We start from the raw sequence: 21,491 nt of genomic DNA, 5'->3' as shown, positions 1-21,491 counted from the left end.
GGGCCACGATACGCAAGCCTAGCCGCGCAATTTGGCGATGCCCTGGACAATGCCAAGCGCGACGGCCCCCGCGGCGATGCCTATCACCGCATTGAATAGCATGGGGCCGATCGCCGCCGTGATTGCCTCGCCCCAGCCCTGGATGTCGTTGTCGATATGCAGAATGTGGTGGATGGTGATCTCGGCCCCGGGTATGCCATGCACCAGGATGCCACCACCCACAAGAAACATGGCGGCGGTTCCGGCGATGGACAAGCCCTTCATAAGATAAGGCGCGAAAGCCAGTATGCCTGTACCCAGCCTGCGCAATGCGCCATCGTAAGCGCCCTGCCCTTGTCGCTGTTGAAGGTGGAGGCCTGCGTCGTCCAGCTTCACAACGCCCGCCACGAAGCCATAGACGCCTACGGTCATCGCAATCGCGACGATGCTCACCACCGTGGCCTGGACGGAAAACGAAGCCTGCGCCACCGTACCCAGGGTAATGGCGACGATCTCAGCCGAAAGGATGAAATCCGTGCGGATGGCGCCTTTGATTTTTGTCTCTTCCGGGGTGGGTCCGTCGTCGGGCGGGTTCAGGTTCAGCGCGCTGGCGGTACGGTCCGCAGGTCCGTGGGAGGAGTCGATGATTTCCGGGTGATCCTCTTGCTTGGGATGGAAAAGCGAATGGAGCACCTTCTCGACGCCTTCATAGCAAAGGTAGACACCGCCTATCATCAGCAAGGGGACAATGGCAATCGGCAGGAACACGCTGATGGCGAGCGCCAAGGGTACGAGTATGAGCTTATTGAGGAACGAACCCTTGGCCACCGCCCATACCACCGGCAACTCGCGATGGGCGACGCTGCCAGAGACCTGCTGCGCATTCAGGGCAATGTCATCGCCCAGGACGCCGGCGGTTTTTTTGCCCGCCATCTTGGTTAGCAAGGCAACGTCGTCCAGGACCGTCGTAATATCGTCCAGCAAAGCCAACAAGCTGCCTGCAGCCATCGCCACCCCCGTCATGATTATCGTTAAAGGGATGGTACAGGTTGCTTGAACTTGCGACGAGTGCCGTTACAAGCAGAAAAGCTAGTTCCAGGCCCGCAGGAAAGCCAGCACAACCCTGGCGGAGTTGTCGGCGGCGATATTCATGAAAGTGTGCATCTCATTGGCGCCCTTGCCACCGCCAGCCAAGTCGCTTAGCGACCGGAACGCAATGAAGGGAACATCATTGCTGTAAGCAACCAAGGCGCAGGCGGCGCTTTCCATGTCCAGCACGTTTGCCTGGAAAGTGTCGAACACATATTCGCGCAGGGCCGCGTTATCGACAAAAGCCGGTCCCGATACGCCATTCCCGCCCACGACGACTTGCGGCGGACGATCCAGACAGCGGTCTTGGGCGTCGCAGGCAAGCAGGCCGGCATCGCCCATGTTGCGTGCAACGGCCAGCATCTGCGGGTCGACATCAAACCAAAACTTGCGATGCACCTGCGGCAGCTTAGCCGAGCGGGCCTTGATGGTACGGGGATGCATCATGCCGAAGTTCTGGAACGGCATGGCCTCGCCGTCTCGTGGCGTGTACACGCCCTGCCCGGTTTCGCGCGCCATCAGCACTTCCAGGTATTGTCCCCAGCGCTCGACAACGGTGACGTCGCCGATGTGCAGGTCGGGATTCACGCCGCCGGCAATCCCGCTGAACACGATATGCGACACACGGAAGCGATCCAGTGCCAGTTGGGTGTTCATGGCGGCGTTCACCATGCTGATACCACTCAGGAACATGACCACCGGCTTGCCTTCAAGCGTACCCGTCGTGAAGGTAAGGCCATTGGCCTCATAGCTGGCAGGTTCTGTGAGCTCGTCAAGCAGCAGCGCCAGCTCGGGCTCGAATGCCGAAATCACTGCAATGCGCGGGGTGGCATCGAACCATTGCTGGGCCCAGACGCGCGGCGGGCCAAGAACAACAACAAACAAAAACAAAGTGCTAAAGCAAAAACGGAAGAAACGAGCCATGTCCTTAACCGGATGATTGTGACAAAGCGTTAAGTGTAGTCGGCTTTTCCCAACCGCCGCCTATGGCGCGGACCAGATTGACGGCTTCGCGCGCCCGCAAGCCGTCCAGTTGCACAGACGTCCGTTTCTGTTGCAGCACCACGCGATCTGCATCGATCACATCCAGATAACTGACCGAGCCCTCGCGATACTGGATCTGCGACAGCTCGGCGGCACGGCCGGCCGCCTGCACCGCCTTGTCTTGCACGGCCGTCTGTTCGCCCAGGATACGCAGCGCGGACAAACCATCCTCTACTTCGCGGAAAGCCTGCAACACGGTTTGGCGATAGCGCGCCACGTCTTCTTCGTAGGCGGCGCGGGCCCTATCTACGTCGGCTTGCCGGCGCCCACCATCGAATATAGGCAAGGACAACACCGTCCCCACGAGCGGCCCGAGCAGGAATGTGCGGCTGGACCACTCGAACAGATCGCCCAGATCGGTCGACTCGTAACCATAGGCCCCCGTCAGGTTCAGCCGAGGGAAGAATGCGGCACGGGCAGCGCCCACCCGCGCGTTGGCAGCCGCCATGCGGCGTTCTGCGGCGGCGATGTCGGGTCGGCGCTCCAGTAATGACGATGGCAAGCCCGCCGGTATGCTGACCTGGACTCTTTGCAGCTCACCCGGCGCGATGTCGAAATAGGCTGGCGGCTTGCCCAGCAGGATGGACAAAGCATGCTCGGCGGCCGCACGTTGTCGGGTAACCGCCAAGGCTTCGGACCTGGCCGCAGCCAGTTCGGTTTCCGAACGCGCCAGGTCCAGCTCGCTGATATCGCCCTCTGTGTACCGGCGTTGCACCAATCCATATGTCTTCTCGCGCAGATCAACGGTTTGGCGATACAAGGCTTGCTCTGCATCCAGTTGCCGGATCAGAAAATAGGTTTGCGCAACATCGGCTTGCAAGGCCAGTTGAACCGAGTGATACAGGGCGGCCGCCTGCTGAGCGTCAGCATCGGCGGCATCGACGGTCGCCGCAACGCGGCCAAACAGATCGACTTCATAGGCCAGACCCACCTCTGCCCGCCACAAGGTCGCCGCGCCGTTCGGCGCATCCGCCCCCAGGCCCTGCGAGGCGTTGGAGGCGCGTTGACGCATGGGCCCGACGCCGGCATCCATTTGCGGATAGCGCTCCGCGCCCGCGCGTTCATGCACGGCACGCGCCGCCTTGACTCTAGCGGCCGCCGCCTTCAGGTCCTGGTTAGCCGCCAACGCCTGCGCTTGCAAGGAATCAAGTACCGGGTCAGCAAATATCGCCCACCAGCGGCCGCGCGCAAGGTCATCGGCGGGTTGTGCCGCTTTCCAACGGCCGGCCTCTGCGGGGCTGAGTGATGCTTCCTTGAACTTAGCCGGCATATCCACCGTCGGGCGCTCGTAGGTGGGAGTTGCCGTGCAGCCTGCCAGCACGAGGGCCAGGGTCAGGACCAGCAACTTGCTTCGTGAAATGCTCTTCAAAATGCTCTCCGTTATTGATCAGGATTCGTGGGCGACGGTGGCAGGCGCATGGCTGGTGCCTGCCGTACGCAAGCGCTTCGAGCCCATCGAACGCAACAGGACATAGAAGACCGGGGTCAGGAACAGGCCAAAAAGCGTGACACCCAACATCCCGAAGAACACGGCAATGCCCATGGCGTGGCGCATCTCGGCACCGGCTCCGCTGGACAGAACCAGTGGCACGACACCCATGATGAAAGCGATCGACGTCATCAATATGGGTCGCAAGCGCAAGCGACTGGCTTCGATGGCCGCCTTGCGGGTCGGCATGCCTTGCAGCTCGAGCTCGCGCGCGAACTCCACGATCAATATGGCGTTCTTGCAAGCCAAGCCCACCAACACCATCAGGCCGATCTGCGTAAAGATGTTGTTGTCGCCGCCGGTAAGCCAGACGCCGGTTAATGCAGCCAGGATGCTCATGGGCACGATCAGGATGACCGCCAGCGGCAGGGTCAGGCTTTCGTACAGGGCCGCCAACACCAGGAACACCAGCAATACGCTGATCGGAAACACCCAGACACCGGCATTGCCTGCCAAAATCTGTTGGTAAGTCAGATCGGTCCATTCGAACCGGATGCCGCGCGGCAGGGTTTCCGCCGCGATCCGCTCAGCCGCCGCCTGGGCTTCGTCCGACGAATAGCCCGGTGCCGGACCGCCATTGATGTCGGCGGCGGTATAGCCGTTGTAGCGGACCACCATTTCGGGTCCGTATGATGGCGTGACGGACACCAGCGACGACAAGGGCACCATGTCGCCTTGCGCATTGCGCGTCTTCAACTGCATGATGTCTTCCGGCCGCGAGCGAAACGGCGCATCGGCCTGCGCCCTGACCTGATAAACACGACCGAAACGATTGAAGTCGTTTACATAGAGCGATCCCAGATAGATCTGCATGGTCTCGAAGACGTCCGTCACGGGCACGCCCAACTGCTTGGCCTTGACGCGATCAAGCTGGACATCCAATTGAGGCACGTTGATCTGATAGTTGGTGAATGCGCCGCCCAGCTCCGGCGCTTCGCGAGCAGCCGCGAGAAACCGCTGCGCGGCGGCGTCCAGCTCGGCATAGCCCAGTGAACCCCGGTCTTCCAGTTGCAGTTTGAAGCCACCCATGGTCCCCAACCCCATCACCGGGGGCGGGGGAAAGACAGCGATGAATGCTTCCGGCACGCCCGCGAACTGCTGGTTCAGGGACGCGGCGATGGCATCGGCGGACAAATCGTCGGTGCTGCGCTTGTCGAAAGCGTCCAGCATGACGAACACAATGCCCGCACTGGAGCTGTTGGTAAATCCATTGATGGACAAGCCCGGAAACGCAATCGCGCCTTCCACACCTGCATGCTTCAAGGAGATATCGGTCATTTCTTTAATGACGGCTTCGGTACGGTCCAGGGAGGCACCGCTGGGCAGCTGCGCGAAGCCGATCAAATACTGCTTGTCTTGCGCCGGGACAAAACCGCCAGGCACCGTATACGAAATACCGACCGTCAAGGCAAGCAGCACGCCGTACACCAGCATGCTTGCGCCCTTGTGACGGATGACGCCGCCTACCCCGCCGGCATAGCGGTCCGAGCCACGCTGAAATACCCTATTGAATCGACTGAAGAACCCGCCCAGCAGACGGTTCATCACACGAGTCAGTCTGTCGGGCTTTTCATCGTGTCCCTTCAGCAGCAGGGCCGCCAGGGCGGGCGACAAGGTCAAGGAGTTGAACGCCGAGATGACCGTCGAGATCGCGATGGTCATCGCAAACTGCTTGAAGAATTCACCCGTAAGGCCGGTCATGAAGGCCAGCGGCACGAACACGGCAACCAGGGTAAGCGCAATGGCGATGATGGGTCCGCTGACTTCCCGCATGGCCTGGTAGGTGGCATCGCGCGCCGACAAGCCCTGGCTGATATTGCGCTCCACGTTTTCGACCACCACAATGGCGTCGTCCACAACAATGCCGATGGCCAACACCAGCCCAAACAAGGACAGGGCATTGATGGTGTAGCCAAATGCCAGCATCAACGAGAAGGTGCCCACAATAGAGACGGGCACCGCCAGCAAGGGGATGATGGACGCACGCCAGGTCTGCAGGAACACAATAACCACCAATACGACCAGCGCTATCGCTTCCAGCAAGGTGATGATGACGGCGTTGATGCTTGAGCGCACGAACTGCGTGGGATCGTAGGCGATTTGGCTTTCCACTGATGGCGGAAAGTCCACAGACAATTCCTGCATGACCGCCCTGACCTCGTCAGAAACAGCCAAGGCATTGGCTCCCGGTGATTGCATTATGCCTATGCCCACCGCAGGCTTGTTATCGAGCAGCGCCCGCAAGCCGTATTCAGCCGCGCCCAGTTCAATGCGGGCCACATCGTCCAGGCGGGTCACGCCGCCATCAGCAGACGTCTTGACTATGATGTCGCCGAATTCCTCCACCGTGTGCAGGCGCCCTTGCGCGTTGACCGACAACTGCATGGGTACTTCGGCCGAGGTCGGCGAAGCGCCGATCACGCCGGCTGCCACCTGCACATTCTGTTCCCTGATGGCCGCCACCACATCATTGGCAGTCAGCCCGCGCTGAGCGACCTTGCCGGGATCCAGCCAGACACGCATGGAGTAATTGCCGGCGCCCCATACCTGCACTTCGCCCACGCCGGGAACACGCGCCAGGCGGTCCTTGATATTAAGGATGGCGTAGTTGCGCAGGTAAGTGACGTCGTAGCGCTGGTCCGGCGATACCAGGTGCACCACCATAGTCAGCGTCGGCGAAGTCTTGACGGTGGTCACGCCTAGCCGCTGCACGTCTTCCGGCAAGCGCGGCAAGGCCTGCGACACCCTGTTTTGCACCAGTTGCTGGGCGTTGTCGGCATCCATGCCCAGGTTGAAGTGCACCGTGACCGTCAAGTTGCCGTCGCTGTTTGCCTGCGACTGCATGTAGAGCATGTTTTCCACGCCGTTGATCGCTTCTTCCAAGGGTGCAGCAACGGTCTCCGCGATGACCTTGGGATTCGCGCCAGGAAACTGCGCGCGAACCACGACCGAAGGCGGAACAACTTCCGGGTACTCGGCAATGGGCAGTTGAAAGACAGCCAGGCTCCCCGCCAGCAGGATCAGGATCGAGAGCACGCCGGCAAAGATCGGCCGGTCGATGAAGAATTTCGAAATGTTCATGGGATTTCCGCGGCACTACGCCGTCTATGAGTTCTCGTCTGCCGAAGCCTGGCGCGCCGCGACGTTGGTTGCGTCGCTACCCGCGCTTGCAAGTGCTGGCAGCGGCCGGACCGGATCGCCGGGGCGTATGCGTTGCAGGCCATTGACGACGATGCGCTCGCCAGCCCGCAAGCCGGCTTCGACTACGCGCTGACCTTCTTGGGTGGCCCCCAGATGGACTTCCCGATATGCCGTCTTGTTGTGCTCATCGACCACAACGACGAAACGCTTGTTCTGATCGGTGCCTATGGCTTTCTCGTCGATCAGGATGGCGGGGCGGGCCGCGCTCGAGCCCAACTTTATTCGCGCAAACAAGCCGGGCACCAGGCTGCCGTCCGGATTATCGAAGACGGCGCGTACCCTTATGGTGCCGGAGGCCGGATCCAGTACGTTGTCGACCGAAGCCAATTCGCCCGAGCGTGGGTAGCCCGCCTCGCCGGTCAGCCCCAGCAACACGGGCACCCTCGCCTGACCCATTCTTGCCTGGCTGACTGAAGCCAGAAAGGTGGGTTCATCGAGCTCGAAAGAGGCATACATGCGCGCCACGGAAACCAGCGTCGCAAGCGGCGCCGCAGCCGGCCCGGCGGCAACCACGTTGCCCTCTGTCACTTCAGCGCGCGACATCCTGCCCGAGATGGGGGCGGTTATCCGTGTGTGCTCCAGATCCAGTTGCGCGGATTCCAGGCGTGCCTGAGCGGCCTGCAAGTCGGCAGCGGCGACGCGAGCGGCATTGCGCTTTTCGTCGACATCGCGTTTTGCCGTGGCATTATTGGCGAGCAGTCGTTTGGCGCGTGCAACATCGGACGCCGTATAAGCCACAAGCGCCTGGGCGGCGGTCAGCGCGGCCTTGGCCTGATCGACAGCGGCCTCATAAGGCCTCGGATCGATGGTGAACAACAAATCGCCCGCCTCTACCAAAGCGCCATCGGCAAAGTGCACCCCCACCAAAGTTCCCGACACCAGGGGCCGCAAGGCAACCCGGTCCACCGCTTCAAGCCGTCCGGCGTACTCGCGCCAGTCGACCATGTCGCGTGCGGCAACGGTAGCGACCTCCACCGCCGCGACTGGCGAGGAGGAAGGCAAAGAAGACGGCTCGGCGTCGGCATAAACTTTAAAGGCAGTGGCCGCGCCCGCCAGCAGCGCCACCGCCACACCCACGGCGACGTATCGCTTATGTACTGATGACATGCTTTATCCTTGCAGTGCGTGTTCGGCGCAATCGGGATGGCGCTAGGCGTTGTCCAGGATCGGGACGAACACGATATGAATTTCGATGAAGTGGATGTATTATTGATTCTTCTCGAATTCCGATAAATAGCCATATTTCGGAAACACTATTCTCTTTTATCGAACAATCAATCTGGAGCTGCGATGGATCGCTTCCAAGCCATGCAGGTGTTCACACGGGTGGTAGACGCCAATAGCTTTACGATGGCAGCCGAAACCCTGGGTCTGCCACGCGCTACCGTCACTACCACTATTCAGAATCTGGAACGCTTCCTCAAAACGCGATTGCTGAACCGCACGACGCGCCGGCTGAGCCTGACACCGGATGGGGCCGCCTATTACGAGCGTTGCGTCCAGATATTGGGAGAAGTCGAAGAGGCGGAGGCAGCCTTTCACGACGTCGCACGTGGCCCGCGCGGCCGCTTGCGCATCGATACGCCGCCGTCCTTGGGCCGCCTTATCCTGATCCCGGCACTATGCGATTTTCATCAACGCTATCCCGACATCGAACTGGCTATCGGGCTTAGCGACAGACCGGTCGACATGGTGCAAGAAGCGGTGGACTGCGTCATACGAGTGGGTGAACTGCAAGACTCCACCATGGTGGCCAAGCGTATCGGCAACTTCGAAGGCATCACCTGCGTCTCGCCGGCTTACGTCGAACGCCACGGCATGCCGACAAGTCTGGAAGACCTGCACAAGCACCACGCGGTGCAGTATTTTTCCGCGCGCACCGGACGCAACGTCAACTGGACCTTCACGGTGGACGGCAAGCCCACCGAGGTCGTCATGAAAGGCTCCGTATCGGTCAACGACGCAGAGGCTTATGTCATGTGCGGTCTGAAGGGCTTTGGCATGATCCAACCGCCCCGGTATATGGTCGCGTCCTTGCTGGCTTCGGGTCAGTTAAAAGAAGTGCTTACGCCCTGGACTCCTCCGCCCATGCCGATATCCGTGGTCTATCTGCAAAACCGTCATCTGTCGGCAAAGGTGCGTGTTTTTGTGGATTGGATCAGCGAACTCTTCCAGTCTTGCCCGCTCATGGACCACTCCAAGGTTTGTCAGCCGTATACCCGCGACTGCGTGTTCGGCGCCAAGCCTCCCGCGGGCAATACCTTGCGCGACCTCATCGAAGAAAGCAACCGCGAAGAAAGCATGGCATAAGCTGCTGTTTGCTGACTGCTGACTGCTGACGCGGCACGGGCATGGGGTTTGCTCGCTCCAGGCAGGCAGGGCCGTCCGACGCTTTTTCCGACTCTGCTCGCATGAGGAGAGTCCATAATGAAGTTGGCAATAGTCGGTACAGGCTATGTGGGCCTGGTAACTGCGGCTTGCCTGGCCAAGGCCGGCAATGAGGTCACTTGCATTGATAACAACGTGTCCAAACTGGCACGCATCGCTGCGGGTCAGTTGCCTTTTCACGAACCGCAGTTACCGTGCCTGGTCAATGAGGGTCGCGCGGCGGGCCGCCTGCGCTTTACCGGCAGCCTGCGCGATGGTGTGCAAGACGCCTCGATAATATTCCTGTCTATCGGTACGCCATCGGCAGCTGACGGCTGTGCCGATACCAGCAGCTTGCTGGCTTGCGTCTCGAGCCTTGCCGAAATGCTCGACCATGATTGCCTGGTGGTCGTGAAATCGACCGCGCCAGTGGGCACTTGCGATACATTGCAGGAGATTTTCCGATCAAAGCTGCGGGCGCGTGGGACCGGCTTGCACATCGAGGTGGCATGCAACCCCGAGTTTCTTGCCGAGGGCAGCGCCGTGCACGACTTCCTGGAGCCTGCACGCATTGTGATAGGCACCGCCAGCGCGCAGGCCCGTGCGATGTTGCGGCAACTTTATACTCCATTCGACGCAGACGGCAAACGCACGCTTGCCATGGAGTTGCGCAGCGCCGAGTTCGCCAAGTACGCCTGCAACGCCATGCTGGCAGCGCGCGTTTCCATGGTCAATGAGCTGGCCGCCATCGCCGCGCAGATGGGCGCTGACATGGATGCCGTGTCCAGCGTCTTGCGCACGGATCCGCGCATAGGCGGACGATATCTACAGCCAGGCGTTGGCTATGGCGGATCTTGCCTGCCCAAGGATTTGCGGGCCTTGATCCGTATGGCGCAAGATAGACAAGAGCCAGCCACCCTTTTGCGCAGTGTCGAGCTGGTGAATCAGCGTCAGGTGCGCTTGTTGTTCGATGCCATTCGCCAGTACGTCGGTGACGATCTTGGGCATTGCCGCATCGCCGTGTGGGGGCTCGCCTTCAAACCCGACACCGACGACATACGCGAAGCACCGTCCCTGATACTGATCCGCATGCTGCTTGATGCCGGTGCGCAGGTCAGCGCCTACGATCCGGTTGCCAACAAGCCGGTCCGCCGTGTGATTCATGATGCGGCGCTCAACTTGAGTGACGATGCGTATGCGGCCTGCGATGGCAGCGACGCGCTGGTCGTCATCACCGAATGGGATGAGTTCCGCTCGCCCGACTTTTCGCGCTTGACCAGGTGCCTGGCCTCGCCCGCCGTTTTCGATGCGCGCAACCTGTATCGGCGCGAACAGCTGGCGGCGTTTGGCTTACGGCATTACCGCATCGGGCAGGCCGGCAAGGCGCCTAGGCAAGCCGTTCCAACACCATACGCCGCGTCGCCCGAGCCTAGCGAATTACGACATAACGGAGGCTACTGATGGAAGTGGACTGGTTGGGCCTATTTCAATTTCAGATGTCCCCTCTGGAGCTGTTCGTCCGCGGCACCCTGATATTCTGGTTCATCTTCGTGCTGCTGCGCATCGCCGGACGGCGTGAATTCGGTTCTGTCGGAACCGCCAACGTCCTGTTGCTGGTGATGATCGCAGATGGTGCACAGAATGGCATGGCCGGACAGTACGAGACCGTGGCTGAAGGCATGGTGCTGATCGCCACGCTGATCTTCTGGAGTGTCTTCATCGACCGGCTATGTTTTTTTGTACCGGCGGTGCGCGTTGTGCTCGAGCCCAACCGCATCTGCCTGATCAAGGACGGAGAGATGCAGCGGCGCGGCATGCGCAAGGAATACATCACGGAAGAAGAGTTGATGGCCCAGCTACGGGCCCATGGCATCGACGATGTGGCGCGCGTACGACGCGCCTACATTGAGGAAGCGGGCCAGGTTACTGTTTTGCCTTATCGCGATTAAGACGGGGGCCGGCAACGGCAAGGATCGTGGCGACCAGTTCGCGTGGATCCACGGGCTTGCCGACGTGCACCTGGAACCCAGCCAACAGGGCCCGCAAGCGGTCTTCGCTGCCCGAATATCCCGATAAGGCAATGGCGGGCAGGCGTTGGGCCAGAGAAGAGCTGCGTTCCGCTTCCATCTGTCGTATGGCCGCAATGACTTCATAGCCATCGGGCTCGCCCAGCGAAATATCGCAAATCAGCACATCCGGCCACTCGGATGCCGGCGTGGTCCGCAGGGCAAGTAACAGAGAGTCCCCGCTTTCGTAGGTTGCCGTTCTAGCGCCGCGGTCGTCCAGCACAGCGGCCAACAGCTCACGTGCCTCGGCCTGATCGTCTGCGACGGCGGCCCGCAGCCCTTCCAGCAGTTTGTCCGCTTTGGTTTCGTCCTGCGCGCTCGGCGCGGCCAGGCTGGCCACTGCGCGCAAGGGCATGCGTAGCGTAAACGTCATGCCGGTCTCGTCCCTGGAGGGCCGCGCTTCGAAACGACCTCCCATCTGCTGCATGATGGCATCCATGCTGACCGGATCCAGTAAGCGCTGCTCCGGCGCGATGACCGTCATGTCATCCTCGTCGTGTTGCTCAGGAACCATCAAACGGCTGTCGGTGATCGACACCGTTGCGTCCCCGCCATCGCGCTCCAGGCGCAGTTCAATCCGGCCCGAGACGGGTGTGAACGCAATAGCGCTTTCGCATACATCAAAGATCAGTTGCTGAAGAGCGCTGGGATCGCCGGTTACCCGTGTCGTCTCTTGACCAATCAAGGTATAAAAGGCGATGCCCTTGTCGTCGATGGCGGGCCTTAGCGCATCCAGCACACCGGCAATCAATACCACCAGGTTGACCGGTTGGGCGCTAAGCTTGGTTCCCGACGCATCGAGCTCGATCTGTTGCCGCTGCAGATCCCACATCTGTGCGTACAGGCCTTGCGACTTGAGCAACTGCGCATGCGTGCCTCGTTCTACGATGCGCCCGTGATCCATTACCAGGATAAGGTCGGCGTCCACTACAGTCGATAAACGATGCGCAATGATGAGCGTGCTGCGCCCTTGAGCCAGTTGATCCAGCTCTGCCTGTATCGCCTTTTCGGTGCGCGTATCCAGCGCCGAAGTGGCTTCGTCAAAAATCAGCAAGGGCGGATTCTTGAGCACGGCCCTCGCGATCGCGATCCGTTGACGCTCGCCGCCCGACAGCTTGACTCCGCGTTCGCCCACCATCGTTTCGTACTTTGCCGGCAAGCTTTCTATAAGCTCATGGATGCGCGCTGCCTTTGCCGCCTCGCTGACTTCGGCCGCAGTTGCGCCATGCTTTCCGTACGCAATGTTGAATCCGATCGTGTTGTTGAACAACAGCGCATCCTGAGGAACCACACCGATGGCCGCACGCAGACTGGCCTGGGTAACGCTGCGTACGTCCTGCCCATCCACCACGATGCTGCCCGAGTCGGCATCATAGAACCTCAATAGCAGCCTTGCCAGAGTCGACTTGCCCGACCCGCTGCCGCCCACCACCGCCACCGTGCCGCCTGGCGGTATGGCGAAATCAATGTCGTGCAAGATCTGCCTTCCGGGTTCGTACGAGAAATCCACACCTCTGAACTCGACGGCTCCGCCTTGCAGGACCAGTTCCGCAGCGGGCTGGCCGGCCACTTCGGGTTCGTAGCGCAACAACTCGGACATTCGCTCTGCGTTGATCAGCGCTTCGCGCGACTGGCGGAAGATCATGCCCAGCGCGCTTAAGGGCAGGCATATCTGAATGACGTAGGCATTGACCAGAATCAAATCACCTACTGCCATGCGTCCGCTTACGACCTCTTGTCCGGCAAGCAGCATGACTGCGGCTACCCCCACGCCAATAATCCCGCTTTGACCCAAGTTCAATACGGACAAGGCCCTTTGATTCGCCAGGCCGACGTCTATCCAACGATCCATGATGCTTTGCAGACGCTGCGATTCGAAACGCTGGCTGGTGTAAAACTTGACGGTTTCGTAGTTCAGCAGGCTGTCGACCAGATGCCCGCCTGCGGCTGAATCAAGCTCGTTGACCTGCCGCTGAAAGATCGTACGACGCTCGGTGAAAATAACGGTATAAACAGCATAGGCAGCGAAGGTCAGCGCCACGATCCCGGCAAACCCTGGCCGGTAAGCGGCCAGCAATATGCCCAGGACAGTCACTATCTCGACCAGCGTGGGCAGAATCGTAAATAGCGCTGTACCCAACAGGAACCCCACGCCTGCCGTGCCGCGCTGCACGTCGCGCGAGAACACGCCTGTTTGCTGGCTGCCATGAAAACGCACGCCCTGGCTATGCAGATGGTCGAACATCCTTACGGTAAAGTCAGCCACCGCCGTCTGCGTAACCCGCACGAAAACAAGATCCCGCAGCTCGGTGAACAGGCCGGCGAGGAAGCGCAACAGCGCATAGCCCAGGAGCAGGAAGACAGGCAAGGTCAACGCAACCGACGTGGGTTCCAGGCTGTCGACAATACCTTTCAGGGCAACCGGCACCAGGATGGCGAACAGTTTGGCGATCAGCAGCAGCCCCAGGGCGGCCGCTGACCGCTTGCGAAATCGCCATAGCACCTGACCTACTGTCCGGAATATTTCCCGGCGGGCAAACGCCGAGTTCGATAGGCCTGCGTGGGCGGCCGGCCGACTGGCCGCATTTGCCTTGCCTGGCATCGCTACACCTTTTGTTCGGGTACGGTCGGATCGGGCGGCAACTCGCATGCCCGCAAGAATTGCAAGAAGCGCCATTCGTCGGCGCGCAGTCCCGCCGGCGACTTCACCGCTAGACGCTGCGGCAGCTTACCTTCCAGATAAGTGCTGATGACCGCGGGATGTACATAACAGTCTCGACATACCTTCGGCGTATTGCCCAGGCGTGCTGCAGTTTCCTTCAAGACCTCGTTGACGGTCTTGTTCAGCGGGCGCTCTTGCGCGGCACTGCGCCGTTGAAGCTGGCTGAACGCGTACACGCTGGCGGCCCAGGTCCGATAGTGCTTGGCCGTGAAGTCGCCACCGCCCGCCTCTTTCAAATAGGCATTGACCAGGCCGGACTCCACCCGGCGGACGGTGCCCGTTTCATCGATGTACTGGAACAGTTCCTGGCCGGGAATTTCCATACAGCGCTTTACCAGCCGGGCGATGCGTCTATCCCTGACTGTCACATCGTGCTCGATGCCGCTTTTGCCGCGGAACTTGAAACGCACCGTCGATCCCGCAACCCGGGCGTGACGCCTGCGCATAGTCGTCAGGCCAAACGACTTGTTGGCAACCGCGTAGCGTGGTGTTCCGACGCGAATCAAAGTCAGTTCGAGCAAGCGCACGACAATGGCAATCACGCGCTCGGGCGTCATTGCCGGGCCTGCAAGGTCGCGCGCCACCTTGCGGCGGATACGTGCCAGGGCAGTGCCGAATGCCTCAAGCTGCTGGTACTTGTCGGCATCCCGTATACGTTTCCATACCTCGTGATACCGGTATTGCTTGCGTCCCCTGGCATCGCGTCCGGTGGCCTGTATATGACCGCGGGGGTCCGCACAGATCCAGACCTGTTCGTATGCCGGGGGAATGGCCAAGGCGCGGATACGGGCGAGCGTTTGGGCATCGGTGATGCGCCGTCCGGCCGCATCCACATACCGAAAACCTTTGCCTACCCTGTGGCGCGTGATACCGGGGGCGTCTTCCCCAATGTAGACCAGCTCGTCGGTCATTGATCCGGAGCAGACTTGGAGCGCGAACCATGCTCGTTCGCATAAATCCAGGTGAACTCGGCACCCAACAGAAAAATCTGCGCCGCGTAATACACCCACACCAGCACAACGACCAGTGAGCCGGCAGCCGTGAGCGAGGAGATCATCGCGCTCTTGCCCACGTACAGGCCGATAAGAAACTTGCCGACCTCAAATAGGACGGCGGTAACCAGGGCGCCTACCCAGACATCCCGCCACGCAATGTGTACTTGCGGCATGAACTTGTAGATGGCGGCAAAGAGCACGGTCGCGATGCCAACGGACACGACCGTATTGAGTGCCTGCATCAGCAGCTCCCATCCGGGAAGCAAGCCGCCTGTCCACTGGCCCATGACTGCAAGCAGGGTACTGATGATCATCGACACCAGAAGCAGAAATGCCAGGCCCAGCACCAACCCGAACGAAAGCAGTCGGGCACGGAGCAAGCTCCAGATCCCCGAAATTGTCTCGCGGGCGGGCGCCTTCCATATCTTGTCCAGGGCATTCTGCAGTTCCGCGAACACCGTGGTGGCGCCGACTATCAGGATGCCCACGCTGATGATGGTGGCCGTCAGGCCCTGCGCTGGCTTGTCGGCGCTGCGCAACAAGCTTTGCACGCCGGAGGCGCCTTCCTGGCCGACCAACCCGCCCAGTTGGCGGATGATCTCGCCGCGAACCGCGTCTTCTCCCCAAACAAAGCCGGCTATGGCGATCACAATGATCAGCAGAGGCGCGATGGAAAAAGCCGTATAGAAAGCGATGGACGCGCCGAGGCTGGACGCATCATCATCCTTCCAGGCAATGATCGATTTCTTTGCTAAGTTAAAGAACCCCTTCAGGTGCATGGCGACCTCGCGCGAGTATGGCTTTAGGGGATGGCGCGATCGGCAGCAAGAACAGGGGTTTCTGGTGTCGCAAGCGCCCTTTCCTTGGCCAGCGCCTTCAGGCAGCAGGCGATGCTGCCTGCAAAGGCTTCGTCATACCAGGGGTTCGCGCCGGCGACGCCAACGACGATGCCATCTAGGCAAACACCGCCCCATATCCCAGGGTCGGCACGGCCCAGCAGATGCGGAGAAACGTGGCGCACGTGATGACCGTCGCGCCCCGTCAGCCAGCAGACCCGGGCCTTGTCGCGCGCGAAGGCGGCATAGTCGGCATCCCAGGCCGAACGATCGCCCACGGCTTGTTCGTAAAGTATGGCGTGCTGGAAGTCACACTGTTGCGGACCCAGCGCAGGATCCATCACGACGATATATAGGAAGCCGCTTTCACCGACCTGGCCGCTGCGCATGCCGTGCTCTATCATAGGCATCGCTAAATTCACGGCTTCGCGGGCTGCGCGCTGATCGGCGAAATAGCTTCCTTCGGCGAGGATCTCTTCCTGCATCGTGAACGTCCTGTGTGGCTTGCGACGCCCTGCCTCAGCAAGCTGCGTGCCGCTGGGATGAAAACCCCTCAGCGGTGCCGCGAGACCAGTCGGCGGATGAGATCGCCGTGCTGCGGATACTGCGCGTGCATGGCGTCTTCGACACCCAGTTCGAACTCGGCAAACTCGAATCCCGGCGCCACCGTACAGCCCACAAAAGCGTAATGCTGCGGATCGACAAGTTCGGCGGAAAACCAGGCGTGGGCCGGCACCAGCACCTGAAACTGGGCATCATCAGACAGTAAAGGGTTGCCTAGGCGGTGGGTTGTAAGCTCGCCGTCCGCCGCAATAACATGCACCAGCAAGGGATGGCCGCAATAGAAGTGCCACATCTCGTCAGAAGCTATACGGTGCCATGCGGAGTAGGCGCCGGCGTTAAGCAAGTAGTAAATTGCCGTGGAAGCGCTGCGCTCAAGCCCCCGCGGATGGCGGATAATATTCTCGGCGCTGCGGTATGTTTCGACGTAATGACCGCCTTCAGGATGGGGGATCAAATCGAATTGGCGTATCAAACGCTGGACATCGTCGGGCGTGCTCATGCCGTAGTCTAAACCACCTGCACAAGCTTGCCGATATGGTGTTCAATAGCGCTCATGAAAACCGATACACCCGTCGCAGAAAACTCCGAATCGCCCTATGCATGGCTTAGGCTGGTCGTCTCTTTAATGTTGATGACGATAGGCGGTTCGGGCATGTACGCCATTACCGTCGTGCTGCCGCAAATCCAGGCAGAGTTCGACGTCAGCCGCTCTGATGCCTCCCTACCCTACACCTTGACGATGATAGGTTTTGGGCTGGGCGGCATCCTGATGGGTCGGCTATCGGACCGCTTTGGTATCGTCACACCCATCGTGCTCGGCACGCTGGGCATCAGCTCGGGCTTTATCTGGGCCGGGGTCAGCGGCGACCTGTGGCAATTCAATCTTGCGCAAGGCCTGCTGATCGGCTTGTTTGGCACGGCGGCCACCTTTGCGCCGCTGGTGGCGGACACCTCGCAATGGTTTACCCGACATCGCGGCATTGCGCTGGCGATATGCATGAGCGGCAACTATCTGGCCGGAGCCGTGTGGCCGCCCATCATGCAGCACTTCATCGACACCGAAGGCTGGCGAACCACCTATATCGGACTGGGCGTCTTTTGCCTGGTGTCCATGCTGCCGCTGGCTTTGGTGTACCGACGCCGTCCGCCGTCCGTGTCCGTGACAGCTACCGTTACCCACGCACGGCCTACGGCCCGCTTTGCGCTGGAAGCGGCCCGTTCGAATCCCGCCAGGCCCCTGGGCTTTTCGCCGGCCACCTTGCAGTTGCTGCTGTGCGTAGCCGGCGTAGCCTGTTGCGTTGCGATGGCCATGCCGCAGGTCCACATAGTTGCCTATTGCGGCGACCTGGGTTTCGGGGCGGCGCGCGGTGCCGAGATGTTGTCGCTGATGCTGGGCCTGGGCATCGTCAGCCGGCTTCTGTCGGGCTGGATATCCGATCACATTGGCGGCCTGCGCACCTTGATGTTGGGTTCCATCTTGCAAGGCCTGGCCCTGCTGATGTTCCTGTCCAGCAATGGCTTGGTGTCGCTCTACTTGATATCAGGCATGTTCGGCCTGTTCCAGGGTGGCATCGTGCCGGCCTATGCCCTGATCGTGCGTGAGTATTTTTCGCCGCAAGAGGCTGGAACGCGCGTGGGCACTGTCTTGATGGCCACGCTGTTCGGCATGGCACTGGGAGGATGGATGTCGGGCGCCATTTTTGACCTGTCTGGCTCCTATCATGCGGCCTTCCTGAACGGCATTGCCTGGAACCTTCTGAACATCAGCATCATCGGTTTCTTGATCTACCGGGCCCGCGGAGGCTTCGGGCCTAGGGGTATACCCGCAGCGACTTAAACCAATGTATAAGAAAATGTTGTAACTGCCTAATATCAAGGCGTTTCTTCTGATACCATACACCGAATCTAGTTCAGCTCAAGACTCGGCCATGCCTTCCTGGAATCAAGCTCTGCGTCGTTTTTCCCTTTCGGCCCTTGCTCCGGCCTGCCTGTTGCTTACGTCGGGCACTGTGTTCTACACGCAGACCCAGGCACGCAGCCACACGCCAGTGGCCGAAGCCGCGCATACAACGCGTGTAGTCGAGCGCCAGAACCTGAGGCCGGTTAATCGACAGCAATCACAGCTACGTGTCGGTCTGCGCAAGGCATCTTTGTCTGGGGCCGATGACATCGTAGTGCAACGCCAGGCTGCCCCGACTCGCCTCGAGCAAGCCGGCCCGAAAGCCGCACTCCATTCAGAAGCCGCCCTGGTGCTGGATCTGGACAGCGCCAACGTACTTTACGACAAGAATAGCGATGAGGTTCGACCCATCGCATCGATCTCCAAACTCATGACTGCATTGGTGGTTGCCGAAGCGGGACAATCGATGGACGAGATGCTGCAGATCTCCGATGCCGATGTCGACCGGCTACGCCATTCGCGCTCGCGGCTGGCGGTCGGTACCGAGCTTAGCCGCGCCCACATGTTACACCTGGCCTTGATGTCTTCCGAGAACCGCGCCGCCAACGCCCTGGGCCGCCATTACCCTGGCGGCTTGCCTGCCTTTGTACGCGCCATGAACGACAAGGCCCGTGCACTGGGCATGCGCCATACCAATTTTGTCGAGCCCACCGGACTGTCCAGCGACAATGTGTCCTCACCGCGCGACCTTGTCAAATTGCTTGCAGCGGTCAACAAGCATCCGGTGATCCATCGCTATTCCACCGACGACAAAGAAGAAGTAACCATAGGCCGCGGCCGCCAACTGGTGTTCAGCAATACCAATCGACTCGTGCGCAACCCGGGCTGGGACATCCAGATATCCAAGACTGGCTTCATCAATGAAGCCGGTAAATGCCTGGTCATGCTGACCCGCATCGACGACCGCGATGTCGCCATCGTCTTGCTTAACTCCAGCGGCAGCTCGCGCATAGGCGATGCCGTTCGCCTACGGCAATGGGTCGAAAGCGAAAGCCATCTGGCGATGCTTTAGTCGCGCGGACTACACCATGTGCATTGCCTATCTTGCTATCGGGGCGCATAAGGACTGGCCGGTATTCATCGCGGCCAATCGTGATGAGTTCCATCAGCGTCCCTGCCAGCCTGCGGCGCCCTGGCCCAACCGACCCGACATCATCGCCGGCATCGATGTGCAAGGCGGAGGCACGTGGCTGGGCGTGACCACGGCGGGCCGTTATGCCCTGATCACCAACTACCGTGACCCCGGCAAGGTGCTTGCGGATGCCCCGACGCGAGGAGATCTTGTCCGCCGCTTTCTTGAAGGCGACACGCCGCCCAGCGAGTATGCCAGGTCCTTGAGCGCAACCGCCGGCGACTACAACGGCTTCAATCTTATTGTGGGCGATTTGTCGGAAGCCGTTTACCTGGGCAACCGCAGCCCTGACTCAGCAGTTGTCAGCCTGGAGCCAGGCACTTATATTTTGTCGAACCACCTGCTCGATACGCCCTGGCCCAAAGCCGAGCGGCTCAAGCAAGCGCTCGATGCCTACCCCATCGAGCATCTGTCGGAAAGCTTGACGGATGTGTTCCACATCCTGAAGGACGGCACCGTGGCGGACGATGCGGCCCTGCCCAGTACCGGCCTGACACTGGAGCGCGAGCGTCTGCTTAGTAGTCCATTCATAGTCAGCCCCGACTACGGTACCCGCTGCTCGACGATCGTCGCCCTGCGTGCTGACGGGCATTCGATATTTAGCGAAGTAAGCTTTGACACGCTGGGCAAGGCCATCGAACGCCACGATTGGCCCTTTTGCCTATCGGCCGGTATCGCGATGGACGCGTGAATGGGCGCACCGTCAATGCATCAATGCAGGGTCGGCCCACCCTGCCCAGCTTGCTTCTCACGCAGCTGATCTTCCTGTAGCGTAGACATGGCGTCCTCCCAACTGCGTAGCGGTACACAAGTCTGCAGCCGCACAATGGCTTGACGAATCAATGCCTCATGCAGTTCATGGCCTATGCGCGAGGCGACGTCCAGGGTGGCATCACCCTGAAGGCTCGCCAGTTGCGATAAGGTCGATTCCACTTCCTGTACCGACACTTGCTGATCGTTGGCACCATGAAAGAAATGCAGCAAAGTAGCAGGCGGCACCACGGCGGGCATGGTGGCGTACAGCCCCGAGAAAGCCAATACGCGGCCTGCCAAGCCATGATCAGCGTGGCTGGCCTCCAGCGCCATTGAGGCCCCTTGGGAAAACCCGGCCAGTGCAGTTTGCTGGCCTGACAAGCCGAACTTTTCCTGTAGGGTCCGGATCAGCTCGATCAGCGGGTTCACCGAAGCCGCTACGCGAGCACGGTAATTCTCATCCTCTGGATTGCCCGGGTCTATCCAGTGGTAACCGCCAGGTTGTTCGTCTTGCCACGACGGCTGGTGGAAGCCATAAGGCAACACGACAATGGCCATAGGAAAGGCAAGCTTGATGGCGTCGGCCAATGGCGCTACTTGCTGCGGATCGGCGGATTCGCCGTGCAGCAGAACGAAAAGCAGTTGGGGCTTGCCTTGACGAGGCACGAAGATCAGGGGGTCCGGAACAGGCGGCTGTTTGGCCATAACCATAAAACACTCCTGGGCGCAGCCCAGTCCATTCAGTCAGTATGAAAATTGTACGCCACCGGGCGGAAGCGTTCAGCGCGCTGACAGAAGTCTATTAAAATGTGTGACTTTGGCCAGGACATCGACATGAACAATACGCTGCGAGAACAACTAAGCGAAGCCGTCAAAACAGCCATGCGCGCGAAGGACGCTGCGCGCCTGGGTACGCTGCGCTTCCTTCAGGCCGCGATCAAGCAAAAGGAAGTCGACGAGCGCCGCGAACTGGACGACGCCGCCATCACCGCCATTATCGAAAAGCAAGTCAAGCAGCGCCGCGAATCCATCGCCGCCTTTGAACAGGCCGGCCGAACTGAAACAGCCGAAAAAGAAAAGGCCGAAATCACTGTCCTTCAAGAGTTTTTGCCGCAAGCCGCCACAGCACAAGAGGTAGAAGCCGCCATCGATGCCGCCGTGGCGCAAGTATCTGCCGATGGCGTGACCGGCGGACCCGCCATGGGCAAAATCATGGCGCTGGTCAAGATCAGCCTGGCGGGTCGCGCCGACATGTCGGAGGTCTCGGCGCTGGTCAAGAAACGTCTGGCTTAGA

18 protein-coding genes are annotated in these 21,491 nt (G+C 60.3%); 7 read left to right on the top strand and 11 right to left on the bottom strand.

All coding sequences use genetic code 11. From position 1 onward, the window contains the following. Positions 1 to 18: 18 nt before the first annotated feature. From CKA81_RS05420 to CKA81_RS05400, 5 genes are all read right to left on the bottom strand, one after another. Positions 19 to 987: a DUF808 domain-containing protein gene (locus tag CKA81_RS05420; protein ID WP_128354381.1), complete on the bottom strand. Its 969-nt coding sequence runs from the start codon at positions 985 to 987 to the stop codon at positions 19 to 21. Positions 988 to 1,068: 81 nt separating this feature from the next. After that, on the bottom strand, positions 1,069 to 1,992 hold the full coding sequence (locus CKA81_RS05415; protein ID WP_128354380.1) for a 5'-methylthioadenosine/S-adenosylhomocysteine nucleosidase: 924 nt from the start codon (positions 1,990 to 1,992) through the stop codon (positions 1,069 to 1,071). Between the two features lie 4 nt (positions 1,993 to 1,996). Beyond that, positions 1,997 to 3,481 (bottom strand): efflux transporter outer membrane subunit, encoded by a 1,485-nt coding sequence (locus CKA81_RS05410; protein WP_394342532.1) that lies wholly within the window; start codon positions 3,479 to 3,481, stop codon positions 1,997 to 1,999. Between the two features lie 18 nt (positions 3,482 to 3,499). Next, on the bottom strand, positions 3,500 to 6,682 hold the full coding sequence (locus CKA81_RS05405; RefSeq protein WP_128354378.1) for an efflux RND transporter permease subunit: 3,183 nt from the start codon (positions 6,680 to 6,682) through the stop codon (positions 3,500 to 3,502). Positions 6,683 to 6,706: 24 nt separating this feature from the next. Then, complete coding sequence (locus CKA81_RS05400) at positions 6,707 to 7,909, bottom strand: efflux RND transporter periplasmic adaptor subunit (protein WP_128354377.1); 1,203 nt, start codon at positions 7,907 to 7,909, stop codon at positions 6,707 to 6,709. 183 nt (positions 7,910 to 8,092) lie between these two features. On the opposite strand from CKA81_RS05400, the gene CKA81_RS05395 reads away from it, so the two are divergent. The 3 genes from CKA81_RS05395 (at position 8,093) to CKA81_RS05385 (ending at position 11,118) form a co-directional block, all read left to right on the top strand. Then, positions 8,093 to 9,112 carry a LysR family transcriptional regulator gene (locus CKA81_RS05395; protein WP_128354376.1) on the top strand — a complete coding sequence of 340 codons (1,020 nt, stop codon included), beginning with the start codon at positions 8,093 to 8,095 and terminating at the stop codon, positions 9,110 to 9,112. Between the two features lie 117 nt (positions 9,113 to 9,229). Further along, on the top strand, positions 9,230 to 10,630 hold the full coding sequence (locus CKA81_RS05390) for a UDP-glucose dehydrogenase family protein (protein ID WP_128354375.1): 1,401 nt from the start codon (positions 9,230 to 9,232) through the stop codon (positions 10,628 to 10,630). Then, entirely contained in the window at positions 10,630 to 11,118 is a 489-nt protein-coding gene (locus tag CKA81_RS05385; RefSeq protein WP_128354374.1) for a DUF421 domain-containing protein, read from the top strand. The genes CKA81_RS05390 and CKA81_RS05385 overlap by 1 nt, the downstream gene beginning before the upstream one ends. Here the strand turns inward: CKA81_RS05385 and CKA81_RS05380 are convergent. From CKA81_RS05380 to CKA81_RS05360, 5 genes are all read right to left on the bottom strand, one after another. Further along, positions 11,093 to 13,837, bottom strand: a complete 2,745-nt coding sequence (locus CKA81_RS05380) for an ATP-binding cassette domain-containing protein (protein WP_128354373.1) — start codon at positions 13,835 to 13,837, stop codon at positions 11,093 to 11,095. The two genes, CKA81_RS05385 and CKA81_RS05380, sit on opposite strands and share 26 nt — an antisense overlap. A 2-nt stretch (positions 13,838 to 13,839) precedes the next feature. Beyond that, positions 13,840 to 14,868, bottom strand: a complete 1,029-nt coding sequence (locus tag CKA81_RS05375) for a DNA topoisomerase IB (protein WP_128354372.1) — start codon at positions 14,866 to 14,868, stop codon at positions 13,840 to 13,842. Beyond that, entirely contained in the window at positions 14,865 to 15,731 is an 867-nt protein-coding gene (locus CKA81_RS05370; protein WP_128354371.1) for a YihY/virulence factor BrkB family protein, read from the bottom strand. The genes CKA81_RS05375 and CKA81_RS05370 overlap by 4 nt, the downstream gene beginning before the upstream one ends. 23 nt (positions 15,732 to 15,754) lie before the next feature. Continuing rightward, a complete protein-coding gene (locus CKA81_RS05365) occupies positions 15,755 to 16,273 on the bottom strand; it encodes a hypothetical protein (protein WP_128354370.1) in 519 nt (172 codons plus the stop codon). Between the two features lie 68 nt (positions 16,274 to 16,341). Beyond that, positions 16,342 to 16,851 carry a cupin domain-containing protein gene (locus CKA81_RS05360; protein WP_128354369.1) on the bottom strand — a complete coding sequence of 170 codons (510 nt, stop codon included), beginning with the start codon at positions 16,849 to 16,851 and terminating at the stop codon, positions 16,342 to 16,344. Between the two features lie 54 nt (positions 16,852 to 16,905). Between CKA81_RS05360 and CKA81_RS05355 the strand changes: the two genes are divergently transcribed. The 3 genes from CKA81_RS05355 to CKA81_RS05345 all read left to right on the top strand — a co-directional run bounded on the left by CKA81_RS05355 (position 16,906) and on the right by CKA81_RS05345 (position 20,135). Continuing rightward, positions 16,906 to 18,189, top strand: a complete 1,284-nt coding sequence (locus CKA81_RS05355; RefSeq protein ID WP_128354368.1) for an MFS transporter — start codon at positions 16,906 to 16,908, stop codon at positions 18,187 to 18,189. 91 nt (positions 18,190 to 18,280) lie between these two features. Next, positions 18,281 to 19,324 (top strand): D-alanyl-D-alanine endopeptidase, encoded by a 1,044-nt coding sequence (pbpG, locus tag CKA81_RS05350; protein ID WP_128354367.1) that lies wholly within the window; start codon positions 18,281 to 18,283, stop codon positions 19,322 to 19,324. A gap of 16 nt (positions 19,325 to 19,340) precedes the next feature. After that, positions 19,341 to 20,135, top strand: a complete 795-nt coding sequence (locus CKA81_RS05345; protein ID WP_128354366.1) for an NRDE family protein — start codon at positions 19,341 to 19,343, stop codon at positions 20,133 to 20,135. 20 nt (positions 20,136 to 20,155) lie between these two features. Here the strand turns inward: CKA81_RS05345 and ypfH are convergent, their stop codons facing one another. Then, positions 20,156 to 20,908, bottom strand: coding sequence for an esterase (ypfH, locus tag CKA81_RS05340; protein WP_228255801.1), 753 nt, complete (start codon positions 20,906 to 20,908; stop codon positions 20,156 to 20,158). A 123-nt stretch (positions 20,909 to 21,031) separates the two neighbouring features. Here ypfH and CKA81_RS05335 point away from each other — a divergent pair, with 123 nt between their 5' ends. Beyond that, entirely contained in the window at positions 21,032 to 21,490 is a 459-nt protein-coding gene (locus CKA81_RS05335; RefSeq protein WP_128354365.1) for a GatB/YqeY domain-containing protein, read from the top strand. Position 21,491 lies beyond the last annotated feature (1 nt).

The organism is Pollutimonas thiosulfatoxidans, from assembly GCF_004022565.1.
Lineage (GTDB): Bacteria > Pseudomonadota > Gammaproteobacteria > Burkholderiales > Burkholderiaceae_B > Pusillimonas_D > Pusillimonas_D thiosulfatoxidans.
Note: the sequence above shows the minus strand (reverse complement) of the source record. Positions and strands in the feature narration are given on the sequence as shown.